The following is a 14305-nucleotide window of genomic DNA, read 5'->3' as shown; positions in this document are numbered from 1 at the left end:
CCAATCTGCTTTTGTCCCTTTTAGCCGGAAAGAGAGTTGTCCCTGTACCACTTTCTAAGCTGATTAATTTGCGCCTGATGATACCGGCTGTGATCAGCCATATGCCATAAGCCCCAGCGTAAGGTTGCTTGCTTTTCATTTTCATGCCCAAAATTCACAACGATATCCAGGTCTTTATCTGTCAGCTGTATGCATGCATCTTTCAAAAGGTCCAGCACACCTTCACAGTCAGTCAGCAGCGTGTGTAGCGGCATACCATCGATCATCGGAAGCCTGTTATTGGCATCAATCATGGGGCCATATTGCTCTTTTAAAGAAAGAGGAAGTGGTTGTCTCTTCATTCTATAGACCCAATTCAGATCCACATACATAATGTGTTTTATTAACTGAGCTGTACTATTCAAGTTGTTATGGGGACCCTTGTAATCCACTTCTTCTTGCGTCATTCCATCCGTGATTAATTGCAGCCGCTGGCTGTTTTCTTTAACAGCGGAATATAGTATTCCGACAATTGTTGACATGTTTGATTCACCTTGTAAATCGTATAACATCCTGGCTTCTCCTCCAATGCCCGCTAGCTTTAATCTTTAGAAGTAATTCTTATGTAATAAATCTATTATAAGAATCATCCACGATACGAATCAACATGTATTGTTCCATAATATCCCTAATAATGTTCTTGCTTAGGTAAATCTAATGGCATCCGGTATAGGATGGAGGCCTGTTGTAAGTTCAATAAGCCGATCTCAACAGATGTTTCTATATAACCGACTATCTGATCAAAAGTAAAAACATGAAGCTTTTCATTTAAAACTTCCTTATCATATTCCATATCTCCTAATACATATGGAATGAATTCATCGACCTCCTTGGACTTTACCTCTTGCAAATCAATACTTGTCTGGCTGCAGTCCAGCGATTTTATTAATTCATCTTTAATACCGTAGTGTTCCAATAAGTGTCCATTTAGTAACCGGAAATCATTGTGGTATAGAGTATACAATTCTTTATTTGCTTCAATTCTGTTTCTCAGCCAAGGAAGATAAAAACCTTTCAGCCATATATCATCCGCAATTAAATGTGTATAATACCCCCAGATAAATGGACTTTCTGCTTGCGAGTTATATTTATGTAAAAATCCTTTATAATCTACGCTTCGCGAATAATCTTGTGCTGTACCCTTAAAAAAATGGGATTCGTTTTTAGTTGAAACAGCATCGGGAGCAACGCTTCCAAGTAACAAGGAGGTTTTATTTTCTATGGACAAGCTCTCCGCAATTCTATTAGCAATAATTAAGTGCATGATTCTTGAACCCATGTCCCTTCATCCCTTCAATAATTTCCTTACACAATTTTGTACTTCAACTTATAACTAACATTCATGACTTAGCGCCAAAACTCCTCTTTTGAGCGGTAGCATCGTTGACAAGCTGCCTGATCCGTATTTCTTCCACTGCTTTTGCGCATTGGATTAATAACTGCACGCATCAGAGTCGGCGCGAATAAGGATTTCAACTGCCCACCTCCGAGTTTAGCAAAATAAGCTGTAAGCAAATAAAACAAGCACAACCTTCCGCGGTTAGAACCGTGAAGGCTGTGCTTGCAGAGAATGCTGGCCAATTTTTCTCACTTGCCAGAGCTGTCAGGGTCGGCCAGTTGTCAGGTTATGAGCAACTTTCTCATTTGACCGCTGCATTTGGGACACGGGCTGCTGCCTATTCTACAATAAGTTTCGAAGCAAAAGTCTGCGGCGGGTCCGATTTGAGAATAATCCCATCTATCCATACCATGGCTTTCCGTCCTAAAATTTCCTTATTAAAAGTATGATCCGTAAGGGTACTACCGTCGACAATCAACTCCCCGTTTTTGTCCATACTAACCCACATAGCTTCTCTTTTTTCCGTTATGTCTTTTTTCTTTTTATTATCAATGACCAGAATTTGATTCTTTTCTTTATTGATTGCAGTTATGATTCCCGTAATATCAGTTTGAATTGATTCCTCTGGTTGAGTTGAACATGCGGCAATAAATATAAGGATTAAAAACAACCAGGATTTCTTAAACATAGATATCACCTCTTTCATAAATTAATGTTCTCGTTAATTATATTGTAAAACGATTAAAAAGAAACCTTCCATTGCGGACAACGGATTGCGGCTTTGATTACGGGAGCGCACAGAAACATAAACAAGCTGCCGCGGGTAGAATACCGACAGCAGCTTGCCTCTTATAAATTTTACCTAATGACCATAAAGCAGGTAATGAGCCTTTATAAGTTCAAATTAATCCGCTGATTCTGCGGTCAATTGGCTTTCTTTCCAGATCACAGTAATACCGAGCCCGACAACCATAATGACAGCGGCAAATAGATAAGGATAATTGATATTTATGTCAAACAGAATTCCGCCCATTGCCGGCCCGACAATATTGCCTAAGCTCGTATAGGTGGAGTTCATTCCAGCAACAAATCCCTGCTCATTCCCGCCGGCCTTGGACAGAAATGTTGTTAGAGCCGGACGAAGCAAGTCAAATGCGAGGAAGATCAAGCAAGTAACCGCCAGCATTGTCCAATAGCTGGTAACGATGGTTGACGCTACTGCCAGTATGGCCCCTGCAATTAAACATAACTGGATCAGTTTTTTTTCACCGAGAATATCGACCATTTTTCCAAACATAAACACTTGTACAACAACGCCGAAAATTGAACTTATTGTAATAATGCCGGCAATATCCTTGGGTGTGAAGCCGAACTTGTGATCCGAGAATAAGCTGAACACCGTTTCATAGGCGGATAAACCGAAAGCAAGTACAAATACGATAATGAAGGCAATAAAGTAAAGCGGATGAAGTGACTTTTTTAAATCGCCTATAAAGTTTGTATGCTTGGAATCCGCAGAAATTCCCGCAGATGTTTCCTTTGTTTCCGGCTCTTTTAGAATAAAAATGGACGAAATACACGCTGCAAAAGCAATAGCTGCCGCACAATAGAAAGGTAACCGCACACCGTACTCTGCTATAAAACCGCCTATACCGGGTCCTATAATAAAGCCCGTGCTGATGGCTGCGGAAATGTACCCCATTGCTTTGGGCCGTTCCTGAACGGTTGTAATGTCCGCCACATAAGCCGTAACACCCGGCATAATAAAGGCCGCGCTGAATCCCCCCAGGATCCGTGATAGATACAGCACCGAAACGCTAGTGCCCAGACCAAAAATAAGTTCCGAAACACCAAAAAGGAATAAGCCGAGTATGATAATTCTCTTCCTGCCGTAACGGTCTACCCAGCGCCCGGCGAATGGGGACATAATCAGCTGCGCCACCGCAAACACAGCAATAAGGTAGCCCATCGTACTTCCTGATAAGTGCATAATCGTCATAAATGACGGCATAACGGGGATGACAAGGCCAATTCCCAGGAAGGCAATGAAAAGGTTGCTCAGAAGGATAAGCAATACGGTTTTTTGTTCTTTAATCGGTTTTTTCATGTCTGATTCCTCTTTCTGTCTGTATGAATCCTTGATGTATGTTGGAATTAAGATTTCTCCGGAAAGCAAAATTTATTAAAAGAGGACAGCATGTTACAAAAGAGCGATATCTCCTCGGTGGTATACGTGTCCTTCATTTTCTCTCCTGCCTGTTTGATTATTTGATTATAAATTTCATAATGTCCTTGAATTTCTGGCTTAACCGATAAGTAATACACTCTTTTATCAAGTTCACTCTGATTTTTTTCCACAAAACCTTGTTTGATCAATTCACTTACTTTAATGGTCACGGCAGATTTGGATACATGCAGTAATTCGGCAAGAGAACTGACTGTACAATTAGGATTGCAGGCGATTAGATCCAGATATAAAAGACTGTTGTAGGTAAGATTGGGATACAAATCAATGGAGTTCATCATTTTCAGTTCATGGAGCGTCAAATCATAGTAGAGCTTCCCGAAAATACTCGATAGCAAGAAAACCTTCCCCTTAGTTAACTCAATTTAATTAAATTCACTTAACTATATATCCGCAAGTTTTCCGTGTCAATATGAAGAGCTAAATAATCGAACATGCCTCTCTCTTTGTACAAAGTAAAGAGCCCTAACCGAAAGGTTAGGGCTCTTAATTCCTTGCAGACTGTTTCCTACAAGTGTGCTTATTGATTTCGGATCATATAATCAAACGCTCCTAATGCTGCAGTAGCACCTGATCCCATCGAAATAATAATTTGCTTATAAGGAGTATTGGTGCAGTCGCCCGCGGCGAATACCCCGGGGATATTCGTTGCGCTATGGTTATCTACAACAATTTCACCCGTACGAGTACGCTCAACTGTATCACCTAACCAGTCTGTGTTAGGAACGAGACCGATTTGAATGAATACGCCCTCCAGCTCGATGTGCTTCGTTTCACCGGACTCACGCTCGATGTAACTAATGCCGTCCACTTTGCTGGTTCCAGTGACTTCTTTCATTTGAGCGTTCTTGAGCACGGTCGTATTAGGCAGGCTGTTCAGTCGATCTTGAAGAACCTGGTCAGCCTTTAATTCCGGCATAAACTCAAGTACGGTTACGTGATCCGCTACACCGGCAAGATCAATGGCCGCTTCAATACCGGAATTCCCTCCGCCTACAACGGCAACCCGTTTTCCGGCGAATAAAGGACCGTCGCAATGCGGGCAATAAGCCACGCCTTTGTTCTTGAATTCCGCTTCACCCGGCACGCCCAGATTACGCCAGCGGGCACCTGTAGAGATGATGACCGTCTTACTTTTCAGAACAGCACCGTTCTCCAGTTCAACTTCAATCAGATCTTTCTTCTCCAGACGCTTCGCACGCTGTGCCTTCATGATGTCAATGCCGTATTCCTTGGCATGCTCTTCAAGGCTTGCAGCGAGCTTAGGACCTTCCGTATACTTCACACTGATGAAGTTCTCAATCCCCATGGTATCGTTAACCTGCCCGCCGAAACGATCGGCAACAATACCCGTGCGAATCCCCTTGCGTGCTGCATAAATCGCAGCGCTCGCTCCGGCTGGTCCGCCACCGACAACTAATACATCGTATGGCTCTTTATTCTCAAATTCGGAAGCGTCCGAGGTAACCAGTTTGGCAAGAATATCGTCGATGGTCATACGACCGCTTCCGAAAGTTTCGCCATTCAGGTATACCGTCGGCACTGCCAGAATATCTTTGCTCTCCACTTCCGATTTGAACGCAGCGCCGTCAATCATCGTATGAGTAATACCAGGGTTAAGTACACTCATCAAATTCAGCGCTTGAACAACATCAGGACAGTTATGGCAAGACAGGCTTACATAACTTTCAAAGTGAAAGTCGCCTTGAATGCTTTTAATCCGATCGATCACGCTTTGTTCGGCCTTCGGCGCTCGTCCGCTGACTTGAAGCAAAGCCAAGACCAATGAAGTAAATTCATGCCCTAGCGGTATTCCTGCAAAGGTTACGCCCATGTCTTCACCCGGGCGGTTTACGCTAAAGCTTGGAGTTCTGGACAACTCTGTCTGCTCTACCGTGATACGGCTCGACATGCTGGACAGTTCATTAACCAAATCCATCAAATCGTTTGATACAGAATCGGTACCTGCACTGACTTTCAGCAGAACATCGCCTTCCATAAGCTGAAGATACTGCGCTAGCTGGTTCTTTATGTCTGCATCCAGTTTCATGTTAATCTCTCCTTAAATCTTACCTACGAGATCCAGGCTCGGCTTCAAAGTTTCAGCGCCTTCTTTCCATTTAGCGGGGCAAACTTCACCTGGGTTATTGCGTACATATTGAGCAGCCTTGATCTTGTCGATCAGCGTGCTTGCATCGCGTCCGATGCCGTCGGCTGTAATTTCAACCGTTTGAATAACGCCGTCCGGATCGATGATGAAAGTAGCGCGGTTAGCCATTCCATCTGCTTCGATCAGCACGTCAAAGTTGCGGGAAATCGTATGTGATGGGTCACCAATCATAATGTAAGTAACTTTGCTGATAGCGTCGGAGCTGTCATGCCAAGCTTTGTGCACAAAATGAGTATCCGTAGAAACGGAGTAAACTTCAACACCAAGTTCTTTCAATGTTGCGTATTGATCTTGTAAATCCCCAAGTTCGGTAGGACAAACAAATGTAAAGTCAGCTGGATAGAAGCAAATTACACTCCATTTACCTTTAAAGTTCGCCTCAGTTACTTCAATAAAATCACCGTTGTGAAAAGCGTTCGCTTTAAATGGTAGTACTTCTGTTCCAATCAATGCCATGATATTGTTACCTCCTAGGTTATTGGGTTCTAACAATCAGTATAGTGGTTTAGCACCCTTCCCGCAATAATTTAGCGGCTATTCTGATTGCTATTTATAATAATTATTATATGCGAATGATTTTCAATGTCAAGTATGTTCAAAAAGTGTTCAATTTTTTTCCTGTAGTATGCTCAAAATCGTGTAGCGTAACCCTCAGGTATGGCGGGGCAAGACCGGAGCTTTTCATTTTATAATATAAAAGTCTAACACTGGATACCGAAGTTCATTCTGTTAAACTTTTCAATGCGCGCACCAATTTGATCACGCACTCTTTGGAAAACAGCAAATTTCTCTTCATCAGTACCTTGCGCCTTGGCGGGGTCATCAAATCCCCAATCTTCTCGACGGACATGTGGAGGAGTCACCGGGCAGCGCTCAGCAGCATCCCCACATAATGTAACAACCAGATCAGCGGTGCTTAGCAGCGTCAAGTCAATCACATCTGATGTCTGTTTTGAAATATCTATGCCTGCTTCATTCATGGCTTTGACAGCGTTAGGATTAAGACCATGAGCTTCGATGCCTGCACTATAAACATGCCAGCTGTCACCCAGATATTTTTTTGCCCATCCTTCTGCCATTTGGCTGCGGCAAGAATTTCCCGTACAAAGGAAGTAAATTGTTTTTTTGTCCATGATTGGATACTCCTTTTATTACAAAATGATGGTCAACCAAAGGTACAAGCCTAACAAAGTTATAAATAACGTAGGGATAGTCAAAATAATCCCCGTCTTAAAATAAGTGCCCCAGGATATTTTCATCCCCTTGGAAGTTAGTACGTGCAGCCACAAAAGGGTTGCCAGCGATCCGATAGGTGTAATCTTAGGACCTAAATCGGAACCAATAATGTTCGCATAGATCAAAGCTTCTTTTATGGCTCCCGTTGCATCGGTAGCATCAATTGCCAGGGCATCGATCATGACGGTAGGCAAATTGTTCATTAAGGATGAAATAATAGCCGCGATGAAGCCCATTGCCATAGTTGCCGCAAACATCCCCCGGTCTGCGGCGCCCTGGATAACACCTGCAAGCAGATCGGTCAGCCCTGCATTACGAAGCCCATACACGACTACGTACATACCTATTGAGAAAAATACGATGGCCCAGGGTGCACCTTTTACAACTTCTTTTACCGGGACAAACGGGCTCTTGCGAGCCATCAGCAGAAAGAAAATCGCGATGATTCCAGCCACTATAGACACGGGGATCTTTAGAAATTCACTTACAAAGTACCCGATCATCAGTACACCTAAGACGATCCATGACAAGCGGAACATATAGGGATCTTTAATCGCTTCGGAAGGTCTCCTTAATTGCTCGGCATTGAATTGTCTTGGGATACTTTTGCGAAAAAAGAAATAAAGCACCAGAATACTGGCCGCGAGTGAGAATAAATTCGGTACAAACATGCGTCCGGCGTACTCCAGAAAACTTATTCCGAAGAAATCAGCCGAAACAATATTCACCAAGTTGCTTACGACTAACGGCAAAGATGTCGTATCGGCAATAAATCCGCTCGCAATAATAAAAGGGAAAACTTTGCTCTCCTCAAAATTCAGCGCCCTTACCATAGCAAGTACAATGGGTGTCAGAATTAAGGCCGCGCCGTCATTAGCGAATAATGCAGCTACGACAGCTCCAAGAACCGAGACATAAATAAACATTCGAATTCCATTCCCGCGTGCAGCTCTTGCCATATGTAATGCGGCCCATTCAAAAATGCCAATCCTGTCGAGAATTAACGATATTATGATGATCGCAACAAAGGCTAAAGTGGCATTCCATACAATTTGCGTGACATCTAGAACATCCTGAAAGGTTACGACCCCTGCCAGAAGCGCTAGAATGGCTCCGCCGCAAGCAGACCAGCCAATAGATAAGTTTCCAGGCTGCCAGATAATAAGTACAAGTGTGATCAGAAAAATAATACAGGCTAATATAACAAAACTCACTTCATTAAACCCCCAATTATTTGCAAGTAACTCTCAATCCTTTTTTTGCTAACGTTTCGAATTCGTGATTTTGAGAAGGAACATAACCGATTAGCTTCTCAATCAGCTCGTAGTGTTTATTTTCTCTGTTTATAGAGTAGAAAATCCACTGTCCTCTGCGTTCTTCTTTTACAAGACCCACATCTTTAAGCTTTCTCAAGTGTTGGCTTATTGCAGGCTGACTAGTGTTGATGATTTCGACGAGTTCACATACACAGCATTCTTGATGCTCCAGCAGCTTCATCGTAATAAGCCTCGTTTTATCTCCCAGAAGTTTAAGAATTTGAGAAATATCACGAATGTTATCCGTATTTATTTGTTGGGTCAAAGAAGCCGACCTCCTTTATACCATTTTTATCTTGAGATAAGCCGACATATAATTAGATGCTTATATGTACATATAAAACTATACGGATAATTTGATTATAAATCAATAACTTTTTAACTTTTCGATTTACAGTTCGAAGCAAAACTGAAAAACGCTGCAAGCAGCTTGGCTGCTACAGCGTTTAAAGCCTTACATTTCCGGTCACAGGTTTAGAAACCTGTCGTCCAACCCCCGTCCGTGGCGATAATTGCGCCGTTTACGAAACTCGATTCATCGGTTGCGAGGAACAAGGCTACTTGTGCGATTTCTTCTGCTTGTCCGACGCATGGTATAACCCCTTGAGTAACCTTCGTTCTTGAAGCGCCGAACTCGCTTACATTGGTGATCGTCGAAGCGATGTTAGTCATTGTTGCTCCAGGTGCGATCGCATTGCAGCGAATGCCTTTTTGCGCATACATAAATGCCGTGTTTTTAGTTAAGCCGATAACGGCGTGCTTGGATGCCGTGTAAGCGGTGCCCGCATGCGCGCCGCTGAAACCGCCCATAGAAGCCGTACTGATAATTACGCCCTTTCCTTTCTCAAGGAAGATCTCAGACCTAAAGCCGCCGAGAATAAAAGTTGATGCTCGCTTGCGCAATCCCATCCGTCCTGCTCTATGGTGACCGTACCAGCCTCAAGGGAAGAGACGTCAAAGATTGACCCGGAGGTGAATCTGTAAGATTACGCTTCAAGTCAAAAGATTCAATGGACTGGGCTGCGACTAATAGCAATTGTCTCTTTTTACACATGAAATTCCCCCTCAAATCCCGCAAATACGACGATACAAAAAAAAGAACTCTCCAGAGATGGAGAGTTCTTTGTACATATAAAAAGTGCCGCTTACCCTAATTTTAACTGTAGGCCAGCTCTTTTTCTTTTAGAGCAAGCGTCTCTGCAGTTGAAGTATGAATTTCATGCAGAAGATCCAGATTTTCCAATAAGGATAAACCATAAGAAGGAATCATTTCTTTAATTTTCGGCTCCCACTCTTTCATATGCTGCGGGAAACATTTGTTAATTACCTCAAGCATTACGTGAACAGCAGTGGAAGCTCCCGGGGAAGCACCTAATAATGCGGCAATCGAGCCATCCGCGGCATTAATAACTTCCGTTCCGAATTGAAGTGTGCCCTTACCTCCAGCGACCGTATCTTTGATAACTTGCACACGTTGGCCCGCTACGACTAAATCCCAATCCTCGATTTTGGCATTCGGGATAAATTCACGCAGCTCTTCCATGCGCTTTTCTTTCGATAACATAACTTGCTCGATCAGGTATTTGGTCAATGACATGTTCTTAGCCCCAGCCGACAACATCGTTACGAGATTATCCGGTTTTACGGAAGTCACGAGATCAAACATAGAACCGGTTTTTAAAAACTTCGGCGAGAAACCTGCAAAAGGTCCGAACAGCAATGATTTTTTATTATCGATAAATCTGGTATCAAGATGCGGAACAGACATTGGAGGAGCTCCAAGCTTAGCTTTGCCATATACTTTGGCATGGTGCTGCGCTACAACATCCGGATTCTTACATACCATAAATATTCCGCTTACCGGAAATCCTCCGATATGTTTACCTTCTGGAATGCCGGATTTTTGCAGTAAGTGCAGACTTCCTCCACCGCCGCCGATAAAGACGAATTTTGCATGATGGCGTTCGACGTTGCCGCGGTCGTTTCGTACTTTCAATTCCCATGATCCATCGCTGGCACGTTTAATGTTATCAACACTATGCTTATATTTCATATTAACGTTTTTACTCTTCAAGTGGTCGAACAAGATGCGCGTTAAAGCGCCAAAGTTCACATCCGTACCCGAGTCAATCTTGGTCGCCGCTATAGGTTCATTCGAGGGACGGTCTTGTATGATAAGCGGAATCCATTCCATCAGCTTTGCAGGATCGTCGGAAAATTCCATGCCCTGGAACAGCGGGTTATTAGACATGGCTTCAAAGCGTTTCTTTAAAAACGCTACATTTTCTTCTCCTTGAACCATACTCATATGAGGCAGCGGCATGATAAAGTCCTGCGGATTACGTATCAACTTGCTGTTTACAAGATAAGACCAAAATTGCATAGAAACCTGAAACTGTTCATTAATTTCGATAGCTTTACTAATATCTATAGAACCGTCTGGTTTTTGAGCTGTGTAATTAAGCTCGCACAATGCCGCATGCCCTGTTCCCGCATTATTCCATTCGTTCGAGCTTTCATCACCGGCATTCTCAAGCTTCTCGAACACTGTAATTTCCCATTCCGGTACTAATTCTTTCAGAAGTGTCCCTAAGGTCGCACTCATGATTCCGGCACCAATTAAGATGACGTCAGTTTTAGTTTCTCTGTTACTCATTTTTACCATCCCTATACCGTAATATTTGCAGAAAGGATGCAGGCGCTCCTGCATAGGCGTAACACTTAGCCGAGACGCGACCTTTCACACACCTTATCTGTTTTAATTGCCAATTCAGTCGTTTATTAAATTATAGCTAATCTCTTAGTTTTTTGCTATTGATTTTGATAATACCTCTTTTTTCTTCTATTTTAGTCATCAGATCTATAAGCAACTAGATTGAGGGAACTATGATTATAAATGAGATAGTTGAGACTCTCTTTCTCATTTATTGTTTTTTCCATATTCTAATTTACCACTATTTGTAATGAAATTACATGTTCGCTTACCCTATTGTAAAAATTTTTTTCGAGCAGCACCTCAATGGACATCTTCGAACTAAATTTAAAACGATATAAACATTAAAGCGGCCAATCTTAAAAGTTTGGTCGCTTATTGGATTAAGGCAGTATTAGTGCTCCGGTAAAAGTGATGGCTCCGACAGCATTCGCTGTTCCTGAAAGGGTCAAAGCAGCTAACGAATACGTAACATTGCCGGTTCCGGGAGTTAAATCAACATGGTTGATGCTCGTTGATCCAAACTGGTTATTGCCGTCACCGTCTTCATTAATACTGAAGATAATCGTTGCGCCTCGAAGAATCTGTAATTGAACCAAAGTATTGCCAGACGTGTCTTGCCAACCAACAATTCCGGTTAACCAGATTCGGCTTCCAGCTGTGACCCCGGTTAAAGTGATCGTTTTTAGAGTGGTGACGACAGCACCTATGGGAATTGCGGAACTTCCCGATGTGTTTGGTGTATTCTCGGACACCTGAAATTGTTGGAAAATACCGGTTGCACCTGTGGGACCTGTTGAACCGGTCACACCCGTTGGCCCTGTTGCGCCTGTCAGGCCTGTTGCACCTGTTGGTCCAGTCGCTCCCGTGGGACTGGTTGCTCCTGTAGCACCGGTTGCTCCCGTCGGGCCTGTTACTCCCGTTGCACCAGTTGCTCCTGTCGGGCCTGTTACGCCCGTCGTTCCTGTCGCACCCGTCCCACCGCTTGCACCTGTGGGTCCAGTTGCACCTGTGGGTCCAGTTGCACCTGTGGGACCCGTCGCTCCCGTTGCTCCCGTCGTCCCGGTCAGACCTGTTACTCCCGTTGGCCCCGTCGCACCTATCGCACCGGTAGCCCCTGTCGAGCCGGTTGCTCCTGTTGGTCCAGTCGTTCCCGTTGCACCGGTTGCTCCTGTCAGACCTGTCGCACCTATCGCACCGGTAGCACCTGTCGAGCCGGTTGCTCCTGTTGGCCCAGTCGCACCTGTAGGACCTGTCGCTCCCGTTGGACCGGTTGCACCTGTCGCAGCTGTAGGACCTGTCGCTCCCGTTGGACCCGTCGCACCTGTCGAGCCGGTTGCTCCTGTTGGCCCAGTTACTCCTGTTGGACCGGTTGCTCCTGTCGGTCCTGTTGGACCGGTTGCTCCTGTCGGTCCTGTCGCTCCCGATGCACCGGTTGCGCCTGTCAGACCTGTCGCACCTGTAGGACCTGTCGCTCCCGTTGCACCGCTTGCACCTGTCAGGCCAGTTGCACCTGTGGGACCAGTAGCCCCCGTCGATCCTGTCACTCCTCTCAAACCGGTTGCACCTGTTGCTCCTGTCAGACCGGTTTCTCCTGACAGACCTGTCGCTCCCGTTGGACCGGTTGCACCTGTCGGTCCTGTCACTCCCGTTGCACCGGTTGCACCTGTGGGACCCGTCGCTCCCGTCGGGCCTGTCAGGCCTGTTGCACCTGTAGCACCGGTCGCTCCCGTTGGACCTGTTACGCCCGTTGGCCCCGTTGCACCGGTTGCACCTGTCAGGCCAGTTGCACCTGTGGGACCAGTAGCCCCCGTCGATCCTGTTGCTCCTGTCAGACCGGTTTCTCCTGACAGACCTGTCGCACCTGTCGTTCCTGTCGCTCCCGTTGGACCGGTTGCACCTGTCAGTCCTATCGCTGTTGCACCTGTTGAACCCGTCGCACCTGTGGGTCCGATTGCTCCTGTCTCACCGGTAGCCCCCGTCGTCCCTCTTGCTCCCATCAGGCCCATTGCGCCCGTCGGTCCTGTTACTCCCCTCGCCCTCGTCGCTCCCGTGGGACCTGTTGCTCCTCTTGGGCCCATTGCTCCTGTCGCCCCAGTCGGGCCCTTGTACTCCCTACCTGCCTTTGAGTGTTCGATCTGATTCATACATTTTAGAATCCGGATAAGATTTAGTAAGGATTGGGACACTTTTTTCTCTGCACATTTTATTTCATTCCGTTTTGCGTAAGTTTTAGCTATTAATAATTTACTTATTACCGCATTTATTTTCCTTACATACTTTTCCGTAATCTCAGATCTACTCAGTCCCTTCCCCCTGCAATGAGGCGGATTCCACTCCCTGCTTCTATTGCTGCAAGCGTCCTTACGGCTAAGAGAAATAAGACTACCAATTATTTTATACTCTGCACGCTCAAACTCTCCGCGGATTAAGAAAGATCTTGCGTTCCGTAATTTCCGAATAGCGGAGTTAACCGCACGAATACGATACCACCGGCTCATCCTCCATCTCTCCCTATTTGTTCTGACGATGAACCCAAACAGTACTATGCTCCTACCACATTCTACGCAAATGATCCGTAAAACTACACGGCATTCACCTATCAGAACGAAACAATCACCACAGAAAAATAGCCATGCCCCTGAATAAAAGACAACTCTACTGTAGTTGAACTCTTATCCGGGATCAGCGTAATTTTTTTACAAAAAATAAATTCAAGTCGTCATCTACAATTACTTTCTGCCCATATGAAAGATACTCGCCATTTTTATAAATTCCTTTTCCGTCGGGGATATAGCCGCGATTTGCATATAAGATTTGGGCCTCACCGTAATCATGGAATAAACCTACACCAAGTCCGGCAGCATCAAATCTTTCACTAATCATTTCCTCGCATTTATTCATTAGCATTGTACCTATTCCATGGCGGCGATACTTTATCAACACGTTAAAATCTTGAATTTCGGGTATACGATATTCTTTGAAATAAGGATAATCTGACTGCCAAACTATATTGACATTACCCGCCAGATTACCCTCAACCTCAGCAATTAAAGACACTATATTTCCGTTAACTTGCTCTTCTAAGTATCTAACATATTGATCGGTCGGCTTATCCCAGCCTTGTTTACGAAATGCTTCAGAAAGTCGATCCGGGTCACTATCGTTCATAATGCGAATCGTAGATTTATTCATAAGAACACCTCGTTTCAATTAATGATTTCAAGTTATTTGCGGATATCGACAT

Annotated in this window: 12 protein-coding genes and 2 pseudogenes; all 14 read right to left on the bottom strand. The window is 44.5% G+C overall.

Going from position 1 to position 14305, the window contains the following annotated elements; translation table 11 throughout:
• Positions 1-20: 20 nt before the first annotated feature.
• On the bottom strand, positions 21-551 hold the full coding sequence (locus AR333_RS09540; protein WP_068775010.1) for a DinB family protein: 531 nt from the start codon (positions 549-551) through the stop codon (positions 21-23).
• 116 nt (positions 552-667) lie between these two features.
• A complete protein-coding gene (locus AR333_RS09535) occupies positions 668-1318 on the bottom strand; it encodes a zinc dependent phospholipase C family protein (protein ID WP_068775009.1) in 651 nt (216 codons plus the stop codon).
• Between the two features lie 397 nt (positions 1319-1715).
• Positions 1716-2066, bottom strand: coding sequence for a DUF3221 domain-containing protein (locus AR333_RS09530; protein ID WP_068775008.1), 351 nt, complete (start codon positions 2064-2066; stop codon positions 1716-1718).
• Positions 2067-2282: 216 nt separating this feature from the next.
• The gene (locus AR333_RS09525) at positions 2283-3521 is read right to left on the bottom strand and encodes an MFS transporter (protein WP_367584206.1); all 1239 of its coding nucleotides are present in this window, start codon (positions 3519-3521) and stop codon (positions 2283-2285) included.
• An 11-nt stretch (positions 3522-3532) separates the two neighbouring features.
• On the bottom strand, positions 3533-3961 hold the full coding sequence (locus AR333_RS09520) for a MarR family transcriptional regulator (RefSeq protein WP_068775006.1): 429 nt from the start codon (positions 3959-3961) through the stop codon (positions 3533-3535).
• A 182-nt stretch (positions 3962-4143) separates the two neighbouring features.
• The gene (ahpF, locus tag AR333_RS09515) at positions 4144-5673 is read right to left on the bottom strand and encodes an alkyl hydroperoxide reductase subunit F (RefSeq protein WP_068775005.1); all 1530 of its coding nucleotides are present in this window, start codon (positions 5671-5673) and stop codon (positions 4144-4146) included.
• Positions 5674-5685: 12 nt separating this feature from the next.
• Positions 5686-6249, bottom strand: coding sequence for an alkyl hydroperoxide reductase subunit C (gene ahpC, locus AR333_RS09510; RefSeq protein WP_068775004.1), 564 nt, complete (start codon positions 6247-6249; stop codon positions 5686-5688).
• 245 nt (positions 6250-6494) lie between these two features.
• A complete protein-coding gene (arsC, locus tag AR333_RS09505) occupies positions 6495-6926 on the bottom strand; it encodes an arsenate reductase (thioredoxin) (RefSeq protein WP_068775003.1) in 432 nt (143 codons plus the stop codon).
• An 18-nt stretch (positions 6927-6944) separates the two neighbouring features.
• Entirely contained in the window at positions 6945-8243 is a 1299-nt protein-coding gene (locus AR333_RS09500) for an arsenic transporter (protein WP_068775002.1), read from the bottom strand.
• A gap of 16 nt (positions 8244-8259) precedes the next feature.
• Positions 8260-8610, bottom strand: coding sequence for a metalloregulator ArsR/SmtB family transcription factor (locus AR333_RS09495; protein ID WP_253735769.1), 351 nt, complete (start codon positions 8608-8610; stop codon positions 8260-8262).
• Positions 8611-8819: 209 nt separating this feature from the next.
• Positions 8820-9200, bottom strand: a pseudogene (locus AR333_RS09490) (SDR family oxidoreductase); the annotation flags it as partial.
• A gap of 301 nt (positions 9201-9501) precedes the next feature.
• Positions 9502-11001, bottom strand: a complete 1500-nt coding sequence (locus AR333_RS09485) for a malate:quinone oxidoreductase (RefSeq protein ID WP_068775198.1) — start codon at positions 10999-11001, stop codon at positions 9502-9504.
• A gap of 440 nt (positions 11002-11441) precedes the next feature.
• A pseudogene (locus tag AR333_RS25365) lies at positions 11442-13163 on the bottom strand (collagen-like protein); the annotation flags it as partial.
• Between the two features lie 580 nt (positions 13164-13743).
• Complete coding sequence (locus AR333_RS09475; RefSeq protein WP_068775001.1) at positions 13744-14253, bottom strand: GNAT family N-acetyltransferase; 510 nt, start codon at positions 14251-14253, stop codon at positions 13744-13746.
• Positions 14254-14305 lie beyond the last annotated feature (52 nt).

The sequence above is a fragment of the Paenibacillus sp. FJAT-26967 genome, assembly GCF_001541095.1.
Taxonomy (GTDB): Bacteria; Bacillota; Bacilli; order Paenibacillales; family NBRC-103111; genus Paenibacillus_F.
Note: the sequence above shows the minus strand (reverse complement) of the source record. Positions and strands in the feature narration are given on the sequence as shown.